Genomic DNA, 20,952 nt, shown 5'->3' on the forward strand with positions numbered 1-20,952 from the left:
GATTACTTCCCTGTCCGTTCGCGGCTAAGGCGGGCCAGCCATTCCGAAACCAGCAGAGAAACCAGCGCCAGCACAATAGAAATCACGCACAGACGAGCCGCAGCACCTTCGCCACCCGGGGTCTGAATCAGCGTATACATCGCTGAAGGAATGGTGCGTGTTTCACCAGGGATGTTGGATACGAAGGTAATGGTCGCACCAAATTCGCCCAGCGAGCGGGCAAACGCCAGCACCGTGCCAACGATAATGCCCGGCAGCATCAGCGGTAAGGTGATAGTGAAAAATACCCGCCAGCGTCCGGCGCCCAGCGTTCGGGCAGCCTGTTCAAGCTTGACGTCGACACCTTCCAGCGCAAGGCGAATGGCGCGCACCATTAGCGGGAACGACATCACCGCCGCTGCCAGCACGGCGCCGCGCCAGCTGAAGGCAAAGGTGATCCCAAACCAGTCGTACAGCCAGGAACCGATGAATCCGCGTCGCCCCATGGCAATCAGCAACAGATAGCCCACCACGACCGGCGGCAACACGAGAGGAAGATGGATAACGCTGTCGAGCAGCGCTTTGCCTGGAAATTTACGCCTTACCAGCAACCAGGCCATGAAGATCCCAAATGGCAGGCTGATAACCACCGCCAGGGATGAAACTTTCAGGCTCAGCAGAACCGCCTGCCATTCAGGATCCGACAAAATCATTAGTGCGTTGTAAACCCGTATTGTTTAAAGATGGCAGAGGCCTGCGGCCCTTTCAGGTAGTCATAAAAAGCGCTCACGGTGGCATTCTTATGACCTTCCACGATGGCTATCGGATATTCTACCTTTTTATGTGAATCTTCCGGGAAGGTCCCGATCACTTTTACGCCTTTGCTGGCGACCGCGTCGGAGCCGTAGACAATGCCTAACGGCGCTTCGTTACGCTCTACCAGCGCCAGCGCGCCGCGCACGTCTTCCGCCGGAGCCAGTTTCGGTGACAGCGTCTCCCACGCGCCAAGTTTCCGCAACGCTTCTTTGGCATAAATACCCGCCGGAACGTGTTCCGGATCGCCTACCGCCAGACGGCCGCCCTTCAGCAGGCTGGTCCAGTTGGTTTTAGCATCGATGGTGATGTCACCCTGTTCGCTGGCCTTAGGTGCCACAACCACCAGGCTATTGCCAAGCAGCGTTTCACGGCTGGCAGTATCGATGGCCTTTTTGTCTACCGCATAATCCATCCATTTCTGATCGGCAGAAATGAACAGGTCGGCAGGTGCACCAGCTTCAATCTGGCGAGCGAGTGTTGAAGAAGAGGCAAACGACGATACCACATCAACGTTCTTCTCTTTTTTGTACTCTTTGGCGATATCCTGCATTGCGTTAGTCAGCGAGGCTGCCGCAAATACCGTAATTTTGGCGTCAGCCGCCAGCGCCTGACCGGCGACAGAAAGTGTTAACGTTGCCCCGGCGAAAAGGCGTAACCATGTACGTGCCATGTGTAGCTCCTGTGAGTGTCGTTATGTATGGAATAATATAACGAGAAGAGCGTGCTTTTCATAGCGCCGCGCGCTACCGCATTGTGGGTAATGTGATGATTATCGGCAAAAAAGGCGGGAACTTAAATGTAAAACACCCGGCATAGCCGGGTGTTCTGGTAATCAGTGATTCTGATGGGGGCGGTCTTTATGGCCAACGTTAGAAAAGACGTTAAACACTTCACCAAGACCGTAGATCAGCCCCAGGATGATAGCCATCACCACGGGAACCATGATTACGGCAAATACCAGGCTTTTCAATAACTCTAACATGGTCGACTCCAGACATTGTGATTAGGCTATTTTAACGCGATATTCGCAAAAAACACCTCCGTTTTGTGCGGTAGGCTTTGACCGTGCCCGCAAATGAGTGACAATGCCCTTTCTCATCCGGTTAACCAGGATTTTGTTATGCAAGCCGAAATTCTTCTGACACTTAAACTGCAGCAACGCCTCTTTGCCGATCCGCGCCGTATTGCGTTGCTCAAGCAAATAGAACTGACCGGCTCTATCAGCCAGGGCGCGAAGAATGCCGGCATCAGCTACAAGAGTGCCTGGGATGCCATCAACGAGATGAACCAGCTAAGCGAGCAATCCCTGGTAGACAGAGCCACCGGCGGCAAAGGCGGCGGTGGCGCGGTGCTGACGCGCTACGGTCAACGGCTTATCCAGCTCTACGATCTGCTGGCCCAAATTCAGCAAAAAGCGTTCGATGTCCTGAGCGACGACGATGCCCTGCCGCTTGATAGCCTGTTGGCGGCCATTTCCCGCTTTTCCCTACAGACCAGCGCCCGTAACCAGTGGTTTGGCACCGTAACCGCACGGGATCATAGCCAGGTTCAGCAACACGTCGAGGTGCTACTGGCCGACGGCAGTACACGCCTTAAAGTTGCGTTAACGGCGCGCAGCAGCGAACGTCTGGCCATTGAAGAAGGTAAAGAGGTGCTGGTGCTGCTGAAAGCGCCATGGGTGGGTATCACGCAGAACAAGCAGGAAGCCGCTCATGCTGACAACCAACTGGCTGGCCGTATCAGCCATATCGAGTGCGGCGAGGAGCAGTGCGAAGTCCTGATGACCCTGCCGGACGGCCAGACCCTGTGCGCGACTATCCCCCGCGAACATGCGCAGGATCTGCAGGAAGGCGCCGAGGTCACAGCATATTTCAACGCCGATCGCGCCATCATCGCCACGTTATGCTGATGCACTGACCCGCCATTGACAATGTTTGGCGGAAAACGTATCCCTGTGGCTACAGATGCAAAAATCGGGATACATCATGTCATCATTGCAGATTTTGCAAGGCACGTTTCGCCTTAGCGATACCAGAACGCTGAAAATCGATAACCTGAGCCTGCGCGCTGGCGAAAGCTGGGCGTTTGTTGGCAGCAACGGCAGCGGCAAATCAGCGCTGGCGCGGGCGCTGGCCGGAGAGCTCCCCCTGCTTTCTGGTTCACGTGAATCAACCTTTAACCGGGTCACCCGCCTGTCGTTTGAGCAGTTACAGAAGCTGGTCAGCGATGAGTGGCAGCGCAATAACACCGACCTGCTGAGTCCCGGTGAAGAGGATACCGGGCGCACCGCCGCCGAGATTATTCAGGAGGATATTCACTCCCCCGAGCGCTGCGCGCTGCTGGCTGAACGTTTCGGTATTACAAGCCTGTTGAATCGCCGCTTTAAGTACCTCTCCACCGGCGAAACCCGTAAAACGCTGCTCTGTCAGGCGCTGATGTCCGAGCCCGACCTGCTGATCCTCGATGAACCTTTTGACGGTCTGGACGTTGCCTCCCGTCGGCAGCTCGCCCTGCTGCTGGAAGCACTGAACAATGAGGGTTATACCCTCGTGCTGGTGCTCAACCGCTTTGATGAAATTCCTGAATTTGTTCCGCAGGCTGGTGTGCTGGCAGATTGCACGCTTAGCGAAGCCGGTGAGAAAAAGGCGCTGCTGGAGCAGGCGCTGGTCGCACAGCTGGCGCACAGTGAGAAGCTCGATGGTATCACTCTGCCCGAGCCCGATGCGCCCGCAGCACGCCTGTCGCTCCCGGATAATGCCCCGCGTATTGTGCTAAATGATGGCGTGGTCTCGTACGACGATCGCCCGATCCTCAACCACCTTAGCTGGCAGGTTAACCCCGGTGAACACTGGCAGATTGTTGGCCCTAACGGTGCCGGAAAATCGACGCTGCTGAGCCTGGTGACCGGCGATCATCCCCAGGGTTACAGCAATGATTTAACCCTGTTCGGGCGCCGTCGCGGCAGCGGAGAAACCATCTGGGATATCAAAAAACACATTGGTTATGTCAGCAGCAGCCTGCATCTTGATTACCGGGTGAGTACGACGGTGCGTAACGTTATTTTATCGGGCTACTTTGATTCTATCGGCATTTATCAGGCCGTTTCCGATCAACAGCAAAAGCTGGTACAGCGCTGGCTTGCGATCCTTGGGATGGATAAACGTACCGCCGACGCGCCGTTCCATAGCCTGTCGTGGGGACAGCAGCGGCTGGCGCTTATCGTCCGTGCGCTGGTCAAACACCCAACGTTGCTGATTCTGGACGAACCGTTACAAGGGCTCGATCCACTCAACCGCCTGCTGGTACGTCGCTTTGTGGATGTACTGATTGGCGAAGGAAAAACGCAGCTGCTGTTTGTCTCTCATCACGCCGAAGACGCGCCGGAGTGTATCACCCATCGGCTTGAGTTCGTCCCTGAAGGTAACAACTACCGCTACGCTATCGGCCAGCGTTAACTTACGGCACGACACCACGGAGGTATCTCGCCTCCGTTTTTCAGATAAAGGGCATCTCTCTCCCCTCTATACCTTGTTTTATAATGAGAAAATCTCTGCTACAAGCGTTGGTAAATTTAGTGTAAACGATTCCACTAATATATCCCATGTCACACTTTTGACTTCTCTGTTATGCTAGGATTTTAACATACCATATGCCTAATGGAGCGAATCATGAGAGTACTGGTAACGGGTGGTAGCGGTTACATAGGAAGCCATACCTGCGTGCAGCTGCTGCAACAGGGTCATGACGTCATCATTCTTGATAATCTGTGTAACAGTAAGCGCAGCGTCTTGCCGGTGATTGAGCGCCTGAGTGGTAAAAGCGCCACGTTTGTTGAGGGTGATATTCGCAATGAAGCTCTGATGACGGAGATTCTGCACGATCACGCGATTGATACGGTGATTCATTTCGCCGGTCTGAAAGCGGTGGGCGAATCCGTCGCCAAACCCCTCGAGTATTATGACAACAACGTCAACGGCACTCTGCGACTAATTGCCGCTATGCGTGCGGCAAACGTTAAGAACTTCATTTTTAGCTCCTCCGCGACCGTCTACGGCGACCAGCCGAAGATCCCATACGTAGAGAGCTTCCCGACCGGCACCCCGCAAAGCCCTTACGGCAAAAGCAAACTGATGGTAGAGCAGATCCTGACCGATCTGCAAAAGGCACAGCCAGACTGGAGCATCGCCCTGCTGCGTTACTTCAACCCGGTTGGCGCACATCCATCGGGAGATATGGGGGAAGATCCGCAGGGTATCCCGAATAACCTGATGCCGTATATCGCCCAGGTGGCGGTTGGCCGCCGTGAATCTTTAGCCATTTTCGGCAACGACTACCCGACAGAAGACGGCACCGGCGTGCGTGACTACATCCACGTGATGGATCTCGCCGATGGCCACGTGGCCGCCATGGAAAAACTGGCCGGGAAACCGGGCGTACATATCTACAACCTTGGCGCCGGAGTGGGCAGCAGCGTACTGGACGTCGTGAACGCATTCAGTAAAGCCTGCGGCAAACCGGTGAATTACCATTTCGCACCGCGTCGCGACGGCGACCTGCCTGCTTACTGGGCTGATGCCACAAAAGCAGACCAGGAGCTGAACTGGCGCGTGACCCGCAACCTTGAGCAAATGGCGCAGGACACCTGGCACTGGCAGTCCCGTCATCCTCAGGGCTATTCAGACTAAGGAACCGAACGTAATGGAGCACTTTAATCCCGTCGATCACCCGCACCGTCGCTTTAACCCGCTGACGGGTCAGTGGATCCTCGTTTCCCCGCACCGCGCGAAGCGTCCCTGGCAGGGGGCGCAGGAAACGCCAGCGAAGCAAACGCTGCCGAACCACGATCCCGACTGCTTTCTGTGTCCGGGCAATACGCGTGTCACGGGTGATGAGAATCCGGATTATCCGGGTACCTATGTTTTCACTAACGACTTTGCGGCGCTGATGACGGATACGCCAGCAGCGCCAGAAAGCGATGACCCGCTTATGCGCTGCCAGAGCGCACGTGGTACCAGCCGCGTGATCTGCTTCTCTCCCGACCACAGTAAAACGCTGCCGGAACTGAGCCTCAGTGCGCTGGAAGAAGTAGTTAAAACCTGGCAGCAGCAAACCGCCGAGCTGGGGGAAACCTGGCCGTGGGTGCAGGTTTTTGAAAACAAAGGCGCGGCGATGGGGTGCTCCAACCCTCACCCACACGGCCAGGTGTGGGCCAATAGCTTCCTGCCGAACGAAGTGGAGCGCGAAGACCGTCTACAGCGCGAGTACCACCAGCAGCACGGCACACCAATGCTGTTCGACTACGTGCAGCGTGAGCTGGCAGACGGTAGTCGTACGGTAGTGGAAACCGAACACTGGCTGGCGGTGGTGCCCTACTGGGCAGCCTGGCCATTTGAGACCCTGCTGCTGCCGAAAGCGCACGTCCTGCGCATCACCGAACTCACCGACGCGCAGCGCAGCGACCTTGCCCTGGCGTTGAAAAAGCTGACCAGCCGCTACGACAACCTGTTCCAGTGCTCTTTCCCCTACTCGATGGGCTGGCACGGCGCACCGTTTAACAATGACAGCCACGCGCACTGGCAACTGCACGCCCATTTCTACCCGCCGTTGTTACGCTCGGCCACCGTGCGTAAATTTATGGTCGGTTATGAAATGCTGGCGGAAACCCAGCGCGATCTCACGGCAGAACAGGCGGCTGAACGTCTGCGTGCCGTCAGCGATATTCATTTTCGCGAGTCCGGAGAATAACAATGAGTCTGAAAGATAAAACCCAATCCCTGTTTGCCGAAATTTTCGGCTACCCTGCAACTCTTACAATCCAGGCCCCTGGCCGCGTCAATCTGATTGGCGAACACACCGACTACAACGACGGCTTCGTTCTGCCCTGCGCCATTGATTATCAGACGGTTATCAGCAGCGCTGCCCGTAACGACCGTATTGTGCGCGTTATCGCCGCCGACTACGACAACCAGACGGATGAGTTCTCACTCGATAAGCCGATCGTCGCCCACGACACCCAGCAGTGGTCCAACTACGTGCGTGGCGTGGTGAAACATCTGCAGCAACGCAACAACAGCTTCGGCGGCGCAGACCTTGTGATCAGCGGTAACGTGCCGCAGGGCGCGGGCCTGAGCTCCTCTGCCTCGCTTGAAGTGGCGGTCGGCACCGTATTCCAGCAGTTGTATCATCTGCCGCTCGACGGCACGCAGATAGCTCTGAACGGTCAGGAAGCCGAAAACCAGTTTGTCGGCTGCAACTGCGGCATCATGGATCAGCTGATCTCAGCGTTAGGGAAAAAAGACCACGCCCTGCTGATTGACTGCCGCTCTCTTGGCAGCAAAGCCGTTTCCATGCCGGAAGGCGTTGCCGTGGTTATCATCAACAGCAACTTCAAACGTACGCTGGTTGGCAGCGAGTACAACACCCGTCGCCAGCAGTGCGAAACCGGTGCACGTTTCTTCCAGCAACCGGCACTGCGCGATGTAACGCTCGAACAGTTTAACGCCGTGGCCCACGAGCTGGATCCGCTGGTAGCCAAACGCGTTCGTCATATTCTGACGGAAAACGCGCGCACCGTAGAAGCAGCAACGGCGCTGGAGAAAGGCGATCTCAAACGTATGGGTGTGCTGATGGCGGAGTCTCACGCGTCCATGCGCGATGATTTTGAAATCACCGTACCGCAAATCGATACGCTGGTCGAAATAGTGAAAGCCGCTATTGGCGACCGGGGCGGCGTGCGTATGACCGGCGGTGGCTTCGGCGGCTGCGTGGTCGCGCTGGTGCCGGAAACAATGGTCGATACGGTGCAGAAAGCCGTTGCCGAACAGTATGAAGCCAAAACCGGCATTAAAGAGACCTTCTACGTCTGCAAACCGTCACAAGGAGCTGGCCGTGCTGAATGAAACTCCGGCGCAGGCCCCCGATGGCCTGCCCTTTCGCCTGCTGACTCTACACAATAGCGCAGGGATGGTGGTCACCGTAATGGACTGGGGCGCCACGTTGCTTTCCGCACGTGTACCGCTTTCTGATGGTAGCGTCCGCGAAGCGCTGCTGGGCTGCGCCAGTCCGGAACAATATACCGACCAGGCCGCTTTTCTCGGCGCCTCCGTGGGTCGTTACGCCAACCGCATCGCCGACAGCCGCTACACGTTCGAAGGTGAAACGGTCACCCTGCTACCGAGCCAGGGCGTAAACCAGCTGCATGGCGGCCCGGAAGGCTTTGACAAACGCCGTTGGCAGATTGTCAGCCAGAACGATACTGAAGTGCTGTTCGCGCTGGAATCAGCCGATGGCGATCAGGGTTTTCCGGGAAACCTCAGCGCAACGGCGCACTATCGCCTGACCGATGATAACCGCATCTCAATTACCTATCGCGCCACCGTTGATAAACCGTGCCCGGTCAACATGACCAACCATGTTTACTTCAACCTCGATGGTACGCAAAGCGACGTGCGTCAGCACAAACTGCAGATCTTCGCCGATCGCTACCTGCCGGTCGATTCCGCCGGGATCCCGCGTGAAGGTTTAAAAGCCGCGCAGGACACCAGCTTTGATTTCCGCCAGGCGAAAACCATCGCGCGTGATTTTCTGAGTGATCACGATCAGCAGCAGGTGAAGGGTTACGATCATGCCTTCCTGCTTTCAGTACATGGCAGTCTGCATCAGCCGGCCGCACAGCTCTGGTCGCAGGACGAGAAGCTGCAGCTGAGCGTCTATACGACCGCTCCGGCGCTGCAGTTTTACTCGGGCAATTACCTCAGCGGCACCCCGGCCAGGGGTTCTGAGCACTACGAGGACTGGCAAGGTCTGGCGCTGGAAAGCGAGTTTCTGCCCGACAGCCCTAACCACCCGGAATGGCCGCAGCCAGACTGCGTTCTCCGCCCTGGAGAAGAATACGTTAGCGTGACGGATTACCAGTTTATTGCTAAGTAACAGAAGCCCTCTTTACAGAGGGCTTTTTTTTATTCGCATTGTCGAAAATAGCGCCACTCACAGACAAAAACACAACCGCCAGTTCACAAGCAGCTTACACTCGCACACTATTTTCGCTATGGTTAGGGATAAGCGTTGCTGCGGGCGTTCGCCGGGCAATATAATGAGAATTGTTATCATTCAAAATAATAGCTTGAGGAGTAGGATATGGCTGTAACTAAGCTGGTTCTGGTTCGCCACGGCGAAAGCCAGTGGAACAATGAAAACCGCTTCACCGGTTGGTATGACGTTGATCTGTCCGAGAAAGGCGTAGGCGAAGCAAAAGCTGCCGGTAAACTTCTGAAAGAAGAAGGCTTCAGCTTTGATTTTGCTTATACCTCTGTGCTGAAACGTGCCATCCACACCCTGTGGAACGTGCTGGACGAACTGGATCAAGCCTGGCTGCCGGTTGAGAAATCCTGGAAACTGAACGAGCGTCACTACGGTGCGCTGCAGGGCCTCAATAAAGCAGAGACCGCTGAAAAATACGGCGACGAGCAGGTAAAACAGTGGCGTCGTGGCTTCGCGGTAACTCCGCCGGAGCTGACCAAAGACGACGAGCGCTATCCGGGCCACGACCCGCGCTACGCAAAGCTGAGCGACAAAGAGCTGCCAACCACCGAGAGCCTGGCGCTGACCATCGACCGCGTTGTGCCATACTGGAACGAAACCATTCTGCCGCGTCTGAAAAGCGGTGAGCGCGTCATCATTGCCGCTCACGGTAACTCCCTGCGTGCGCTGGTAAAATACCTCGACAACATGGGCGAAGCCGAGATCCTCGAGCTGAATATCCCGACCGGCGTACCGCTGGTATATGAGTTCGACGAGAACTTCAAACCTATCAAACACTACTACCTGGGTAATGCCGACGAAATCGCAGCAAAAGCGGCTGCCGTAGCAAACCAGGGTAAAGCGAAGTAATCGTTACTTCGAAACAAAAAAAGCGTGGGATCTCCCACGCTTTTTTATTTGCCTGACCTGTGCACAGCAGGCGTAATAATGCACTTAACCGCGACGCGCTTTCACCGCGTTCGCCAGCATACGCAGCACCTTGTCGGAGTCGTCCCAGCCGATGCAGGCGTCGGTAACGCTCTTGCCGTAAACCAGCGGCTCAGCACCTTCCAGATTCTGGTTACCTTCTACCAGGTGGCTTTCAATCATCACGCCGATGATCGCGTTCTCACCGCCAGCGATTTGACCACACACGTCTTCTGCTACGTCCATCTGCTTTTTAAACTGCTTGCTGGAGTTTGCATGGCTGAAGTCGATCATTACCTGCGGAGTCAGACCGGCTTTTTCCAGCCCTTCTTTAACTTCTGCCACGTGCTTCGCGCTGTAGTTCGGGGTTTTACCGCCGCGCAGAATGATGTGGCAGTCGCCGTTACCGCTGGTATTCACAATCGCCGAATGGCCCCATTTGGTCACGGACAGGAAGCAGTGCGGTGCACCGGCCGCATTGATGGCGTCAATCGCGACCTTAATAGTGCCGTCGGTGCCATTTTTGAACCCAACCGGGCAGGAAAGGCCGGATGACAGCTCGCGGTGCACCTGAGATTCTGTAGTACGCGCGCCAATGGCACCCCAGCTCATCAAATCGGCCAGATACTGCGGGGTGATCATATCGAGGAATTCACCGGCAGCAGGCAAGCCGCTGTCGTTGATTTCGAGCAGCAATTTACGGGCGATCCGCAGACCATCGTTGATCTGGAAGCTGTTATCCATGTGCGGATCGTTAATCAGCCCCTTCCAGCCCACGGTTGTGCGCGGTTTTTCAAAGTAAACGCGCATGACGATTTCCAGCTCGTCCTTCAGCTCTTCACGTAATGCCTGCAGACGAGCAGCATACTCTTTCGCCGCCGCCGGATCGTGAATGGAGCATGGACCAATCACCACCAGCAGACGGTCGTCGTTACCTTTAAGGATCTTGTGGATCGCTTTGCGGGCATGAGAGACCGTGTTAGCGGCGTTTTCAGTGGCGGGGAATTTTTCAAGGAGTGCTACTGGAGGTAATAACTCATTGATCTCTTTGATGCGTAAATCGTCGTTCTGATAATTCATGTTCGTTCCAGTGCTGCCATACTTATGGGAGTGAATGCAATCCTTTCAATCTAACTTGTGATTAAGGAAGTGTAAACCGCCTTTTACACAGCAGCGGGATTATTTCTTCGTAGCCGTTTCAGGCTCCTGAACGGTGAGCCTTATTTGTATGCGCAACCCGAAAAGATCTGCAATGATATCAGGCATAACGTCAACAATAACAGGACGACACTATGGCGCACTCCCATTCGCACTCCCCGCTTCCGCAGGACGGTAACGCTCGCCGCCTGCTGCTGGCATTCGGCATTACCGCCGGGTTTATGATCATTGAGGTGATTGGCGGCTTCGTCTCCGGCTCACTGGCGCTGCTTGCCGATGCAGGACACATGCTGACAGATGCCGCCGCGCTGCTCTTTGCACTGCTTGCCGTGCAGTTTGCAAGACGCCCGCCGAACACCCGCCACACCTTCGGCTGGTTGCGCTTAACCACGCTTGCTGCGTTTGTGAATGCCATTGCGCTGGTAGTCATCACCATTCTTATCGTCTGGGAAGCTGTTCAGCGCTTTAATCACCCACAGCCCGTTGCAGGCGCTACCATGATGGTCATTGCCGTAGCCGGGCTGTTAGCGAACCTGGTGGCATTCTGGATCCTGCATCGGGGAAGCGAAGAGAAAAACTTGAACGTGCGTGCCGCCGCGCTGCACGCACTGGGGGATTTGCTCGGTTCCGTGGGGGCGATTGCTGCCGCGATTGTCATTATTCTGACCGGCTGGACACCCATCGACCCGATTCTTTCGGTGCTGGTCTCCTGCCTGGTGCTGCGGAGCGCGTGGCAATTACTGAAAGAGAGTGTTAACGAATTGCTGGAAGGTGCGCCACGGGCGATCGATGTTGAGGAACTCAAGCGTAACCTCAACCGCACGCTGCCGGAGGTACGCGACGTACACCATGTGCACCTCTGGCAGGTTGGTGAAAAACCGGTGATGACCTTACATGTGCAGGTCGTGCCGCCGCACGACCACGATGCGCTGCTTGGCCGCATCCAGCATTTTCTGGAGCATCACTACCAGATTGAGCACGCCACCATTCAAATGGAGTACCAGCCCTGTAACGGCCCGGAGTGCCACCTCAACGAGACGCAAGCCGGACCGGGCCATCACCACCACCACTAGCTGGAAAGCGCGCGAGAGCCACGCTCACGCGCGCTCTTAATCCACATCCGGCTACCGTTGAGTGCAATAAAGGTCAGCAACAGATATTCCAGCGACATCGCGTACACACCCTGGCGGGCAAAAATCACCACGCTGATGACGTTAATGATGACCCACAGCAGCCAGTTTTCCACATACTTACGGGTCATCAGGATCATCGCCGCAATCGACAACACCATCATGCAGGAATCCCAGAACGGGAAAGCATCGGGCTGTAGCTCTGGCATCGTTACGCTAAGGCCCAGCGTCTGCATAATGGTGACGGCAATTCGGGTCAGGAAGGCAAATACCGGATCGATAAACGCGGTCATCAACCCAATGGCCACCACGCAGGCGACAAACCAGGTAATCGCCTTCGGCAACGGCAACCAGCGGATTTGCAGCTCTGCCTCGTGTTGGCTGGTTTGCCGCGACCAGGCGTACCAGCCATAGATATTGGCGGCAAAAAAGAAAAGCTGTAACAGCAGGCTGGCATACAGCTGGATCTGGAAGAAGATAATGGCAAACAGCGTCACGTTTATCAGGCCAAACGCGTAGTTGCTTATCTTCTCAAGGCTTGCCAGCCAGATGCACAGCAGACCTGCTATCGTCCCTACCGCTTCAATCCACGACAGATCATAGCCGCCGGCCCCGACAGGGATGTGTACCAGAATATTTTGCGTGCTAAAGAAATCCATTTTTTACTCCGCAAGGTCGAGCGCTAATACTGCAATACATCATAAACATAGTCAGTTATTAACGTAGTGTAGCCGCAAAGTCGAGCATCCGGTTAAGCGGAATTAACGCCCCCTCACGCAGCGCTGCATCAACATGAATCTCATGGGCTGCCCCACCGCGCTCCAGCCCTTCAGCAATCGCCTGCAGGCCGTTCATGGCCATCCATGGGCAATGTGCACAGCTGCGGCACGTTGCCCCTTCGCCAGCCGTCGGTGCTTCCAGCAGCTCTTTGTCCGGTACCGCCTGCTGCATTTTGTAGAAGATCCCACGATCGGTCGCGACAATCAGTCGCTGGTGCGGCAGGGTCTTTGCCGCAGCAATTAACTGGCTGGTGGAGCCCACGGCATCCGCCATATCGACAATCGACTGCGGTGATTCAGGGTGCACCAGCACGGCAGCGTCCGGATACAGTCCTTTCATTCGGGTGAGCGCCTGAGTTTTAAATTCGTCGTGTACAATACACGCCCCCTGCCAGCACAGCACGTCCGCCCCGGTCTGCTTTTGCACGTAGCTTCCTAAATGGCGATCCGGTGCCCAGAGAATTTTTTTGCCCTGGCTGTCGAGATGCTCAATCAGCTCCACGGCAATGCTGGAAGTCACTACCCAGTCCGCTCTTGCTTTTACCGCCGCTGAAGTATTGGCGTACACCACTACGGTGCGATCCGGGTGCGCATCGCAAAAGGCATTGAACTCAGTTATTGGGCATCCGAGATCCAGTGAGCACTCTGCCTGCAAGGTTGGCATCAGAATCGTTTTTTCTGGACTGAGGATTTTCGCCGTTTCGCCCATAAAGCGAACACCCGCAACCAGCAGCGTTGTCGCCGGATGCTTTGCGCCAAAACGCGCCATCTCCAGCGAATCGGAAATACAGCCGCCGGTCTCTTCCGCCAGTTGTTGAATTTCCGGGTCAGTGTAGTAGTGAGCCACCATCACAGCATTGCGCTCTTTCAGCAAGCGTTTGATTTTATCGCGGTAAAACGCTTTTTCTACCGGATTCAGGGGAGTAGGCTTCGGCGGAAATGGATAGATGGCCGTTTCTGGAAAGAACATTACGCTCATAATGCAGTCTCGTTTTACACGCTTAACAAAATGCCGTTATGTTCGCATCACAGCGACTAATGACGGCCAATGTGTTTTATATGCTAAACAAGATAGCGGATTTCAGCCAGGATGTCGTGCGGTATTTGCCCCCACGGCGAAGCTGGCCAGGCAGAATACGGGTAGCGCATCAGGAAAAGTAGTGGAAGGTAAACGCAGAAAAGCAAAAAAGCGCCTTTAGGGCGCTTTTTCACACTGGTGGGTCGTGCAGGATTCGAACCTGCGACCAATTGATTAAAAGTCAACTGCTCTACCAACTGAGCTAACGACCCCTTTCGGGATGTACTACAAATTTTTCAGGCTGGTGGGTCGTGCAGGATTCGAACCTGCGACCAATTGATTAAAAGTCAACTGCTCTACCAACTGAGCTAACGACCCATTTGGGTGTCGCCTGAAATTTCACTCGGAACCAATAAAATTGGTGGGTCGTGCAGGATGACTCGCTTTGCTCGCCCTACGGGCCGTTGCTTTGCAACGTTATCCTTCACGTTCAACATCGAGTGCGATGTTAAATTGGTGGGTCGTGCAGGATTCGAACCTGCGACCAATTGATTAAAAGTCAACTGCTCTACCAACTGAGCTAACGACCCGAGTGGTGGGTGATGACGGGATCGAACCGCCGACCCCCTCCTTGTAAGGGAGGTGCTCTCCCAGCTGAGCTAATCACCCGATACTGCGCTGGATACTTCTTACTAACTAAGTTAGTGGTGGGTCGTGCAGGATTCGAACCTGCGACCAATTGATTAAAAGTCAACTGCTCTACCAACTGAGCTAACGACCCACTATCTCGCGGCTTTTGGGATGTTTGATATCCCTTGGCAACGGCGGCATATATTACTGATTTCAGATTTCAGCGCAACATAAATTTCATTGAAGGGAACTTAACTGCTTATGATTCATGCGACACGACCAGAAATAACACGATTCCTGGTCATGTCGTCATCATTGCATCGATCCGAGACGTTTCTGCGCCTGTTTAGCACCTTCGGTGCCGGGATATTTGCTGACTACCTGCTGGTAGACGGCTTTCGCTTTCGCGCTATCCCCTTTGTCCTGCATGATCACGCCGACTTTATACATCGCATCAGCGGCCTTCGGCGACTTCGGATAGTTTTTCACCACCGAAGCGAAATAAAACGCCGCATCGTCTTTTTTACCCTTATTGTAATTCAGCTGACCGAGCCAGTAATTGGCGTTCGGCTGATACGTCGAATCTGGGTATTTTTTGACGAAGCTCTGAAATGCCGCAATAGCATCATCCTGACGAGCAGGATCCTTCACCAGTGCGATAGCCGCATTGTAGTCGGTGTTCGCATCGCCGCTCTGGGTTGGAGCGCCGCTCGTGGCAGCAGACGCTGCTGGAGCCGCATTCGTCGCCGTTGCACTTGCGGACTGATCTCCCCCCGTCTGACCAGCCTGCGCTGCGGCAGCACCGCCGCTGCTGAGGCTGTCCATCTGCAGCAAGATCTGCTTCTGGCGCTCAACGACCTGATTCAGCTGGTACTGGCTCTCCTGGATTTGTCCACGGAGTGAGTCAATATCGGCCTGGTTATCAGAGAGTTGTTGCTGGAGTTGGGTCAAAAGCTGGCTGTGAGCATTAGAAATACGCTCGAGTTGGGTGACACGGTCCTCGACCGAGCCTGAGCCGACACTACTGATTGGCGCCTGAGCAAAAGCGGCCCAGGGGGCCGCTATGCCAACCAGTAACGACAGACTCAACAGGTGATGTCTGAAGTTACTGCTCATGCAATTCTCTTAGTAAACCAGTACGGCACGACGGTTTTTAGCGTAAGCCGCTTCGTCATGACCCAGTACTGCAGGTTTTTCTTTACCGTAAGAAACGATGGAGATCTGGTCAGCTGAAACGCCTTTACCCTGCAGGTACATTTTAACCGCGTTAGCACGACGTTCGCCCAGGGCGATGTTGTACTCCGGAGTACCACGTTCGTCAGCATGACCTTCAACGGTAACTTTGTAGGACGGGTTGCTACGCAGGAAGTTAGCGTGCGCATCCAGCATTGCCGCGAACTCAGAGCTCACGTCATACTTGTCCAGACCAAAGTAAACGATGTTGTTCTGCTGCAGCTGCTGCATCTGCAGACGAGCTTGCTCTTCAGAAGACATGTTACCGTTGCCGTTAGCATCCATACCAGTGCCGGCACCCATCATGCCTTCGCCGCTCTGGTCGTTGCTGGCGTTCTTGTTAGAAGAACACGCTGCGATTGCCATAACCGGCAGAGCCAGCATCAGTCCTTTCAGCACTTTGTTCAGTTGCATTTCTTTGATTCCTATATAACTAATTATTTATTATCACAGATACGGAGACCAGGCAGGGAATTTGACCTGTCCATCAGTCGCCGGAAGACGCGCTTTGAAACGCCCATCTGTAGAAACCAGATTCAGCACGGATCCCATCCCCTGAGAAGAGCTGTAGATAACCATAGTGCCGTTAGGTGCCAGACTTGGCGTTTCATCCAGGAACGTTGACGACAGAACTTGTACGCCACCCGCTACCAGATCTTGTTTGGCAATGTGTTGCTGACCGTTGGCCGAGCTCACCATTACCATAAATTTACCGTCAGAACTCACGTCTGCGTCCTGGTTCTGATTACCTTCCCAGGAAATACGCTGCGGAGCGCCGCCGTTAATACCAACTTTATACACCTGCGGACGACCGGCCTGGTCAGAAGTGAAGGCCAGGGTCTGACTGTCCGGGAACCAGCTTGGTTCGGTGTTGTTGCTGCGACCGTTGGTCACCTGACGGATCTGGCCAGAGCCGATATCCATCACGTACAGGTTCAGGCTACCGGTTTTAGACAGGGCAAACGCCAGTTTGCTGCCATCCGGAGAGAATGACGGTGCACCGTTGTGCTGCGGGAAAGAAGCAACCTGACGCACAGCGCCGTTGGCCAGCGTCTGGATAACCAGCGCAGAGCGACCGCTTTCGAAGGTAACGTAAGCCAGTTTAGAACCATCCGGAGACCATGCCGGTGACATCAGCGGCTGCGGTGAACGGTGAACCACAAACTGGTTGTAACCATCGTAGTCAGAGACGCGCAGTTCATACGGGAACTGACCGCCGTTGGTCTGAACGACGTAGGCGATACGGGTACGGAACGCCCCTTTGATACCGGTCAGCTTCTCGAACACTTCGTCACTGGCAGTATGGCCGGCATAACGCAGCCATTGCTTGTTCACTTTGTAAGAGTTCTGTGCCAGCACGGTTCCCGGAGCACCACCGGTGTCGACCAGTTGATAGGCAACGGTATATGAGCCATCCGGGTTAGGCGTAACCTGCCCTACCACAACAGCATCGATACCCAGCGCAGACCAGGCAGCTGGCTGAACTTCCTGTGCGGAACCCGGCTGCTGTGGCAGACGAGAACGATCCAGCGGGTTAAACTTGCCGCTGTTGCGCAGGTCGGCTGCAACAATGCCGCCGATATCTTCAGGTGCCGCACCCGGGCCCGCCCATTTAAAAGGCGCAACGCCGATTGGGCGTGCCGAGTCCACCCCTTGGGTAATCTCGATACGTACTTCTGCGTGCAGCACTGCCGCCCACAGCATCAGAAAACTTAACGCTACTCGTAATGCCTGCTTCATCATATCTCCCTTATCCAGGCGGAAAGCCCACGATAATTTAGCAGAATGTTAACAAACTCAAATACACAAAACTACCAAAACCCTGAGACTACCGTAGTTTGTTTTTCCCCGTTTGCACGGGGAAAATGCCACTTAAGGTTTGAAGTCCAGCGGTGCGTTTTTAAAGACTTCGTAAACTGCCTGTGAAGGCGGTTTCGGGATCTTCGCCTGTCGTGCTGCTGCCAACGCTGCGCTACACAGTGCCGGGTCGCCGCCTTCAGACTGAATATCTAACAACATGCCATCTGGTGCCAGTTTAATTCTGAGCGTACAAACCTTACCTGCATATGACGAGGAGTCGTAGAAACGGCTTTCAATTGCCGATTTAATCTGCCCCGCATAGTTGCTGATATCTGCCCCGGAAGCGCCATTATTCTTAGTGTTACCACTTCCCGCTGGAGAAGCATGGTTTCCTTTTGCTCCGCCACCGGTTTTCGGCGCATTCTTACCTGAGCTAAGATCGCCCAGCAGGTCGTCAACGCCAGAGGCTTCGGCTGCAGCCGCCTTCTTCGCTGCAGCAGCTTTCTTCGCGGCAGCGGCTTTGGCAGCCTTATCCGCAGCGGCCTTCTCAGCGGCAGCAGCTTTATCTGCGGCAGCTTTTTCGGCGGCGGCTTTTTCTGCGGCAGCGGCTTTAGCGGCCGCCTTCTCAGCGGCTTTTTCAGCAGCGGCAGCTTTCTCAGCTGCGGCTTTTTCTGCCACAGCCTTCTTCGCCGCCTCAGCAGCAGCCTTCTTCTCGGCATCCTGCTGCGCTTTTTTCGCGGCTTCTGCTTCGGCTTTCTTCTGGGCGTCAGCAGCGGCTTTGGCAGCTTCTACTTCAGCCGCTTTCTTCGCCAGCGCAGCCGCTTTGGCGGCATCGGCTTCCGCTTTTTTCTGTGCATCAGCAGCGGCTTTTTTCGCGGCTTCAGCCGCAGCTTTTGCTTCAGCATCGGCTTTGGCTTTAGCATCGGCAGCCGCTTTCGCAGCGGTTTCTTCCGCCTGCTTCTGCGCCTGTTTTGCTTCTTCCTGGGCCTGCTTCGCATCCTGCTGCGCCTGCAGACGCTCTTTTTCCATCTGCTTCAGACGTTCCTGCTCGGCGGCCTGCTGCTCGCGCATCTCTTCCGCCTGCTGTTGCGCCTGTTTTTCACGCTGCTCTTCCGCGCGTTTGGCGCTGGCCTGTTGCTGCTGCTGACGGTTGTAGTTCTGAACAACCGCACCAGGATCAACCATGACCGCGTCAATGGACGAACCACCACCACCGCCTGCGGAAGCATCTATATGCTCATCGAACGAACTCCAGATCAGCAGTGCGATCAGAATGATATGCAGCACAACTGAAATGATGATCGCGCGTTTTAGCTTGTCGTTTTGTTCGGTTGCCTTCGACACTATCGGTTCCCAAAAACTATGTACCTGTTGTGAATGCGGATCAAATCGGCTGCGTCATCAGACCAACAGATTTAACACCAGCACTGTGTAACAGGTTCAGCGCTTTAATAATTTCATCGTACGGCACATCTTTTGCGCCACCGATCAAGAAGACCGTTTTCGGATTCGCCTGCAGACGACGCTGCGCTTCGGCTACAACCTGCTCAGGCGGCAGCTGCGGCATCTTCTCCTGACCAACGTTCACGCTGTACTGCCCTACCCCGGAAACCTCAACGATCACCGGCGGTTCGTCATTACTGCTGACCGTTTGCGAATCCGTTGCATCCGGCAGATCAACCTCAACGCTCTGAGTGATAATTGGTGCCGTCGCCATAAAGATAAGCAGCAACACCAACAACACATCCAGCAGCGGAACGATGTTGATCTCGGACTTCAGTTCGCGACGTCCGCGTCCACGTGCTCTGGCCATGGATTACCCCTTGTTGCTCTCGCTAGTGGTAAACGCCTGACGATGCAGAATCGCGGTGAACTCTTCCATAAAGTTGTCGTAGTTCAGTTCCAGCTTGTTCACTCGCTGGTTAAGGCGGTTGTACGCCATAACAGCAGGGATCGCCGCAAACAGACCGATAGCCGTTGCGATCAGCGCTTCGGCGATGCCCGGTGCAACCATCTGCAGAGTGGCCTGTTTTACCGCACCCAGCGCGATAAAGGCGTGCATGATCCCCCACACGGTACCAAACAGACCGATATACGGGCTGATAGAACCCACGGTGCCGAGGAACGGAATATGGTTTTCCAGGGTTTCGAGCTCGCGATTCATGGAGATACGCATCGCACGCGAAGCCCCTTCGACAATCGCTTCCGGTGCATGGCTGTTCGCCCGGTGTAGTCGGGCAAACTCTTTAAAGCCGCTATAGAAGATCTGCTCGGAACCGGTCAGATTATCGCGACGCCCCTGACTTTCCTGATACAGACGGGAAAGTTCGATACCGGACCAGAACTTGTCTTCAAACGCCTCAGCCTCACGTCCTGCTGCATTAAGAATGCGCGTACGCTGGATGATGATGGCCCAGGATGCGATTGAAAAACCAATCAAAATCAACATGATAAGTTTAACCAGAAGGCTAGCCTTCAGGAACAAATCAAGGATATTCATGTCAGTCACTGCTTAAACTCCGCGACAATAGACTTGGGAAGCGCACGAGGCTTCATTATGAGTGGATCAACACAGACAATCAGAACCTCAGCCTCGTTCAGCACCTGATTCTCCGCGTTGACGATGCGCTGCGTGAAAACCAGCGAGGTGCCACGCATCGATGTTATTTCCGTTTGGACTTCGAGCATGTCGTCGAGTCTGGCGGGTACAAAATACTCCAGCGTCATTTTGCGTACCACGAAGGCTACGCGCTCCGCCAACAGAACCTGCTGGCTAAAGTGATGGTGGCGCAGCATCTCGGTCCGTGCTCTTTCATAGAAAGCAACATAGCTGGCGTGGTAAACCACACCACCGGCATCCGTGTCTTCATAGTAGACGCGTACCGGCCATCGAAATAGCGTTGTGTTCACTTTACATCCCGGTAATGCAAAAAAGTTTAGAGCTTTCAAACTTCGCTACTATACGCGCGGTCAAGAGGGTTTGGAATGGGTGTAGGTAAACGGAGAGTAAATTTTTATGGGCTTACGCAAGCCCATATCATTAAAGGAACATTCTTAATCAGGCGAAAAAGAATAGCAGACCGGCGAGCAGAACGAGATCGGCGAGCAACGGGCAGAAAATGCCCTGCCAAAGTACAGCTTTCGGACGGAAGCCAACGCCGTGAATCACACCGGCACAGACGGCCCACATCAGCAGAAAACCGTGCCAGATTTCAAGTTCACTGGTCTTTGCCGCAAAGCGTGACGGGTCCCAGAAAATGCACCCCGCCAGCACCAGCGCCATCAGTAAGGAAAGGGCCCTTAACGGGCCCTTGTCCATTACCGCATACAGAGTTGCGATAATCTTATTCATCAGCTCTCTTTCTGCCCTGCCTCAACGTGTTCGAGGGCCAGTGCAGTGATTATCCCAAAGGCGCAAGCCAGAAGCGTCCCCAAAATCCATGCGAAGTACCACATATTTTGC

23 protein-coding genes and 5 tRNA genes are annotated in these 20,952 nt (G+C 54.8%); 8 read left to right on the forward strand and 20 right to left on the reverse strand.

All coding sequences use genetic code 11. From position 1 onward, the window contains the following. Positions 1 to 2 precede the first annotated feature (2 nt). The 3 genes from modB to C7387_RS10280 all read right to left on the reverse strand — a co-directional run bounded on the left by modB (position 3) and on the right by C7387_RS10280 (position 1,777). Positions 3 to 692: a molybdate ABC transporter permease subunit gene (modB, locus tag C7387_RS10270; RefSeq protein ID WP_006819101.1), complete on the reverse strand. Its 690-nt coding sequence runs from the start codon at positions 690 to 692 to the stop codon at positions 3 to 5. Further along, positions 692 to 1,465: a molybdate ABC transporter substrate-binding protein gene (modA, locus tag C7387_RS10275; RefSeq protein ID WP_120816617.1), complete on the reverse strand. Its 774-nt coding sequence runs from the start codon at positions 1,463 to 1,465 to the stop codon at positions 692 to 694. The genes modB and modA overlap by 1 nt, the downstream gene beginning before the upstream one ends. Positions 1,466 to 1,627: 162 nt before the next feature. Beyond that, the gene (locus C7387_RS10280; RefSeq protein ID WP_006819099.1) at positions 1,628 to 1,777 is read right to left on the reverse strand and encodes an AcrZ family multidrug efflux pump-associated protein; all 150 of its coding nucleotides are present in this window, start codon (positions 1,775 to 1,777) and stop codon (positions 1,628 to 1,630) included. Between the two features lie 138 nt (positions 1,778 to 1,915). Here C7387_RS10280 and modE point away from each other — a divergent pair, with 138 nt between their 5' ends. The 7 genes from modE (at position 1,916) to gpmA (ending at position 9,684) form a co-directional block, all read left to right on the forward strand. Next, positions 1,916 to 2,704 (forward strand): molybdenum-dependent transcriptional regulator, encoded by a 789-nt coding sequence (gene modE, locus C7387_RS10285; protein ID WP_120816618.1) that lies wholly within the window; start codon positions 1,916 to 1,918, stop codon positions 2,702 to 2,704. Between the two features lie 76 nt (positions 2,705 to 2,780). Further along, entirely contained in the window at positions 2,781 to 4,250 is a 1,470-nt protein-coding gene (modF, locus tag C7387_RS10290) for a molybdate ABC transporter ATP-binding protein ModF (protein WP_120816619.1), read from the forward strand. 213 nt (positions 4,251 to 4,463) lie between these two features. Beyond that, positions 4,464 to 5,480: a UDP-glucose 4-epimerase GalE gene (gene galE / locus C7387_RS10295; protein ID WP_038258834.1), complete on the forward strand. Its 1,017-nt coding sequence runs from the start codon at positions 4,464 to 4,466 to the stop codon at positions 5,478 to 5,480. A gap of 13 nt (positions 5,481 to 5,493) precedes the next feature. Next, the gene (gene galT, locus C7387_RS10300) at positions 5,494 to 6,540 is read left to right on the forward strand and encodes a galactose-1-phosphate uridylyltransferase (RefSeq protein ID WP_120816620.1); all 1,047 of its coding nucleotides are present in this window, start codon (positions 5,494 to 5,496) and stop codon (positions 6,538 to 6,540) included. 2 nt (positions 6,541 to 6,542) lie between these two features. Further along, a complete protein-coding gene (gene galK / locus C7387_RS10305; protein ID WP_006819094.1) occupies positions 6,543 to 7,694 on the forward strand; it encodes a galactokinase in 1,152 nt (383 codons plus the stop codon). Then, the gene (gene galM / locus C7387_RS10310) at positions 7,684 to 8,724 is read left to right on the forward strand and encodes a galactose-1-epimerase (protein ID WP_120816621.1); all 1,041 of its coding nucleotides are present in this window, start codon (positions 7,684 to 7,686) and stop codon (positions 8,722 to 8,724) included. The genes galK and galM overlap by 11 nt, the downstream gene beginning before the upstream one ends. Before the next feature lie 207 nt (positions 8,725 to 8,931). After that, on the forward strand, positions 8,932 to 9,684 hold the full coding sequence (gene gpmA, locus C7387_RS10315; protein ID WP_006819092.1) for a 2,3-diphosphoglycerate-dependent phosphoglycerate mutase: 753 nt from the start codon (positions 8,932 to 8,934) through the stop codon (positions 9,682 to 9,684). A gap of 84 nt (positions 9,685 to 9,768) precedes the next feature. Here gpmA and aroG read toward each other — a convergent pair whose 3' ends face one another. Further along, positions 9,769 to 10,821 (reverse strand): 3-deoxy-7-phosphoheptulonate synthase AroG, encoded by a 1,053-nt coding sequence (gene aroG, locus C7387_RS10320; RefSeq protein ID WP_038258836.1) that lies wholly within the window; start codon positions 10,819 to 10,821, stop codon positions 9,769 to 9,771. A 212-nt stretch (positions 10,822 to 11,033) separates the two neighbouring features. Here aroG and zitB point away from each other — a divergent pair, with 212 nt between their 5' ends. Next, a complete protein-coding gene (zitB, locus tag C7387_RS10325; RefSeq protein ID WP_120816622.1) occupies positions 11,034 to 11,972 on the forward strand; it encodes a CDF family zinc transporter ZitB in 939 nt (312 codons plus the stop codon). Here zitB and pnuC read toward each other — a convergent pair. From pnuC to cydX, 16 genes are all read right to left on the reverse strand, one after another. Beyond that, positions 11,969 to 12,688 (reverse strand): nicotinamide riboside transporter PnuC, encoded by a 720-nt coding sequence (gene pnuC, locus C7387_RS10330; RefSeq protein ID WP_006819089.1) that lies wholly within the window; start codon positions 12,686 to 12,688, stop codon positions 11,969 to 11,971. The genes zitB and pnuC overlap by 4 nt on opposite strands. 58 nt (positions 12,689 to 12,746) lie before the next feature. Next, positions 12,747 to 13,787: a quinolinate synthase NadA gene (gene nadA / locus C7387_RS10335; protein WP_120816623.1), complete on the reverse strand. Its 1,041-nt coding sequence runs from the start codon at positions 13,785 to 13,787 to the stop codon at positions 12,747 to 12,749. Positions 13,788 to 14,022: 235 nt separating this feature from the next. Further along, a tRNA-Lys gene (locus tag C7387_RS10340) sits at positions 14,023 to 14,098 on the reverse strand. Positions 14,099 to 14,128: 30 nt separating this feature from the next. Further along, positions 14,129 to 14,204, reverse strand: a tRNA-Lys gene (locus C7387_RS10345). Positions 14,205 to 14,340: 136 nt separating this feature from the next. Beyond that, positions 14,341 to 14,416: transfer RNA gene (locus C7387_RS10350), tRNA-Lys, on the reverse strand. Between the two features lie 3 nt (positions 14,417 to 14,419). Further along, positions 14,420 to 14,495 (reverse strand) — tRNA-Val (locus tag C7387_RS10355). A gap of 36 nt (positions 14,496 to 14,531) precedes the next feature. Further along, positions 14,532 to 14,607 (reverse strand) — tRNA-Lys (locus C7387_RS10360). Between the two features lie 161 nt (positions 14,608 to 14,768). Then, complete coding sequence (cpoB, locus tag C7387_RS10365) at positions 14,769 to 15,572, reverse strand: cell division protein CpoB (protein ID WP_120816624.1); 804 nt, start codon at positions 15,570 to 15,572, stop codon at positions 14,769 to 14,771. Positions 15,573 to 15,581: 9 nt separating this feature from the next. After that, positions 15,582 to 16,103, reverse strand: coding sequence for a peptidoglycan-associated lipoprotein Pal (gene pal / locus C7387_RS10370; protein ID WP_006819085.1), 522 nt, complete (start codon positions 16,101 to 16,103; stop codon positions 15,582 to 15,584). 33 nt (positions 16,104 to 16,136) lie between these two features. After that, entirely contained in the window at positions 16,137 to 17,429 is a 1,293-nt protein-coding gene (tolB, locus tag C7387_RS10375; RefSeq protein ID WP_038254821.1) for a Tol-Pal system beta propeller repeat protein TolB, read from the reverse strand. Between the two features lie 132 nt (positions 17,430 to 17,561). Continuing rightward, a complete protein-coding gene (gene tolA / locus C7387_RS10380; protein ID WP_120816625.1) occupies positions 17,562 to 18,833 on the reverse strand; it encodes a cell envelope integrity protein TolA in 1,272 nt (423 codons plus the stop codon). 40 nt (positions 18,834 to 18,873) lie between these two features. After that, positions 18,874 to 19,302, reverse strand: coding sequence for a colicin uptake protein TolR (tolR, locus tag C7387_RS10385; protein ID WP_006819082.1), 429 nt, complete (start codon positions 19,300 to 19,302; stop codon positions 18,874 to 18,876). A gap of 3 nt (positions 19,303 to 19,305) precedes the next feature. After that, on the reverse strand, positions 19,306 to 19,998 hold the full coding sequence (gene tolQ, locus C7387_RS10390) for a Tol-Pal system protein TolQ (RefSeq protein ID WP_087943260.1): 693 nt from the start codon (positions 19,996 to 19,998) through the stop codon (positions 19,306 to 19,308). Next, positions 19,995 to 20,399 (reverse strand): tol-pal system-associated acyl-CoA thioesterase, encoded by a 405-nt coding sequence (gene ybgC, locus C7387_RS10395; protein WP_120816626.1) that lies wholly within the window; start codon positions 20,397 to 20,399, stop codon positions 19,995 to 19,997. The genes tolQ and ybgC overlap by 4 nt, the downstream gene beginning before the upstream one ends. A 148-nt stretch (positions 20,400 to 20,547) precedes the next feature. Further along, positions 20,548 to 20,841: a cyd operon protein YbgE gene (gene ybgE / locus C7387_RS10400; protein WP_006819079.1), complete on the reverse strand. Its 294-nt coding sequence runs from the start codon at positions 20,839 to 20,841 to the stop codon at positions 20,548 to 20,550. Next, on the reverse strand, positions 20,841 to 20,945 hold the full coding sequence (cydX, locus tag C7387_RS10405) for a cytochrome bd-I oxidase subunit CydX (protein WP_006819078.1): 105 nt from the start codon (positions 20,943 to 20,945) through the stop codon (positions 20,841 to 20,843). The genes ybgE and cydX overlap by 1 nt, the downstream gene beginning before the upstream one ends. Positions 20,946 to 20,952 lie beyond the last annotated feature (7 nt).

Origin of the sequence: Yokenella regensburgei (assembly GCF_003634235.1) — a bacterium.
In the GTDB taxonomy this organism is placed as follows: Bacteria; Pseudomonadota; Gammaproteobacteria; order Enterobacterales; family Enterobacteriaceae; genus Yokenella; species Yokenella regensburgei.

Bases quoted from the DNA above. Each gene is read 5' to 3' on its own strand.
- zitB (WP_120816622.1), top strand. From the start codon at position 11,034: ATGGCGCACTCCCATTCGCACTCCCCGCTTCCGCAGGACGGTAACGCT.
- cydX (WP_006819078.1), bottom strand. From the start codon at position 20,945: ATGTGGTACTTCGCATGGATTTTGGGGACGCTTCTGGCTTGCGCCTTT.
- galT (WP_120816620.1), top strand. From the start codon at position 5,494: ATGGAGCACTTTAATCCCGTCGATCACCCGCACCGTCGCTTTAACCCG.
- gpmA (WP_006819092.1), top strand. From the start codon at position 8,932: ATGGCTGTAACTAAGCTGGTTCTGGTTCGCCACGGCGAAAGCCAGTGG.
- ybgE (WP_006819079.1), bottom strand. From the start codon at position 20,841: ATGAATAAGATTATCGCAACTCTGTATGCGGTAATGGACAAGGGCCCG.
- aroG (WP_038258836.1), bottom strand. From the start codon at position 10,821: ATGAATTATCAGAACGACGATTTACGCATCAAAGAGATCAATGAGTTA.
- pal (WP_006819085.1), bottom strand. From the start codon at position 16,103: ATGCAACTGAACAAAGTGCTGAAAGGACTGATGCTGGCTCTGCCGGTT.
- pnuC (WP_006819089.1), bottom strand. From the start codon at position 12,688: ATGGATTTCTTTAGCACGCAAAATATTCTGGTACACATCCCTGTCGGG.
- nadA (WP_120816623.1), bottom strand. From the start codon at position 13,787: ATGAGCGTAATGTTCTTTCCAGAAACGGCCATCTATCCATTTCCGCCG.
- modB (WP_006819101.1), bottom strand. From the start codon at position 692: ATGATTTTGTCGGATCCTGAATGGCAGGCGGTTCTGCTGAGCCTGAAA.
- cpoB (WP_120816624.1), bottom strand. From the start codon at position 15,572: ATGAGCAGTAACTTCAGACATCACCTGTTGAGTCTGTCGTTACTGGTT.
- tolR (WP_006819082.1), bottom strand. From the start codon at position 19,302: ATGGCCAGAGCACGTGGACGCGGACGTCGCGAACTGAAGTCCGAGATC.
- modE (WP_120816618.1), top strand. From the start codon at position 1,916: ATGCAAGCCGAAATTCTTCTGACACTTAAACTGCAGCAACGCCTCTTT.
- galK (WP_006819094.1), top strand. From the start codon at position 6,543: ATGAGTCTGAAAGATAAAACCCAATCCCTGTTTGCCGAAATTTTCGGC.
- galE (WP_038258834.1), top strand. From the start codon at position 4,464: ATGAGAGTACTGGTAACGGGTGGTAGCGGTTACATAGGAAGCCATACC.
- tolB (WP_038254821.1), bottom strand. From the start codon at position 17,429: ATGAAGCAGGCATTACGAGTAGCGTTAAGTTTTCTGATGCTGTGGGCG.
- modA (WP_120816617.1), bottom strand. From the start codon at position 1,465: ATGGCACGTACATGGTTACGCCTTTTCGCCGGGGCAACGTTAACACTT.
- C7387_RS10280 (WP_006819099.1), bottom strand. From the start codon at position 1,777: ATGTTAGAGTTATTGAAAAGCCTGGTATTTGCCGTAATCATGGTTCCC.
- modF (WP_120816619.1), top strand. From the start codon at position 2,781: ATGTCATCATTGCAGATTTTGCAAGGCACGTTTCGCCTTAGCGATACC.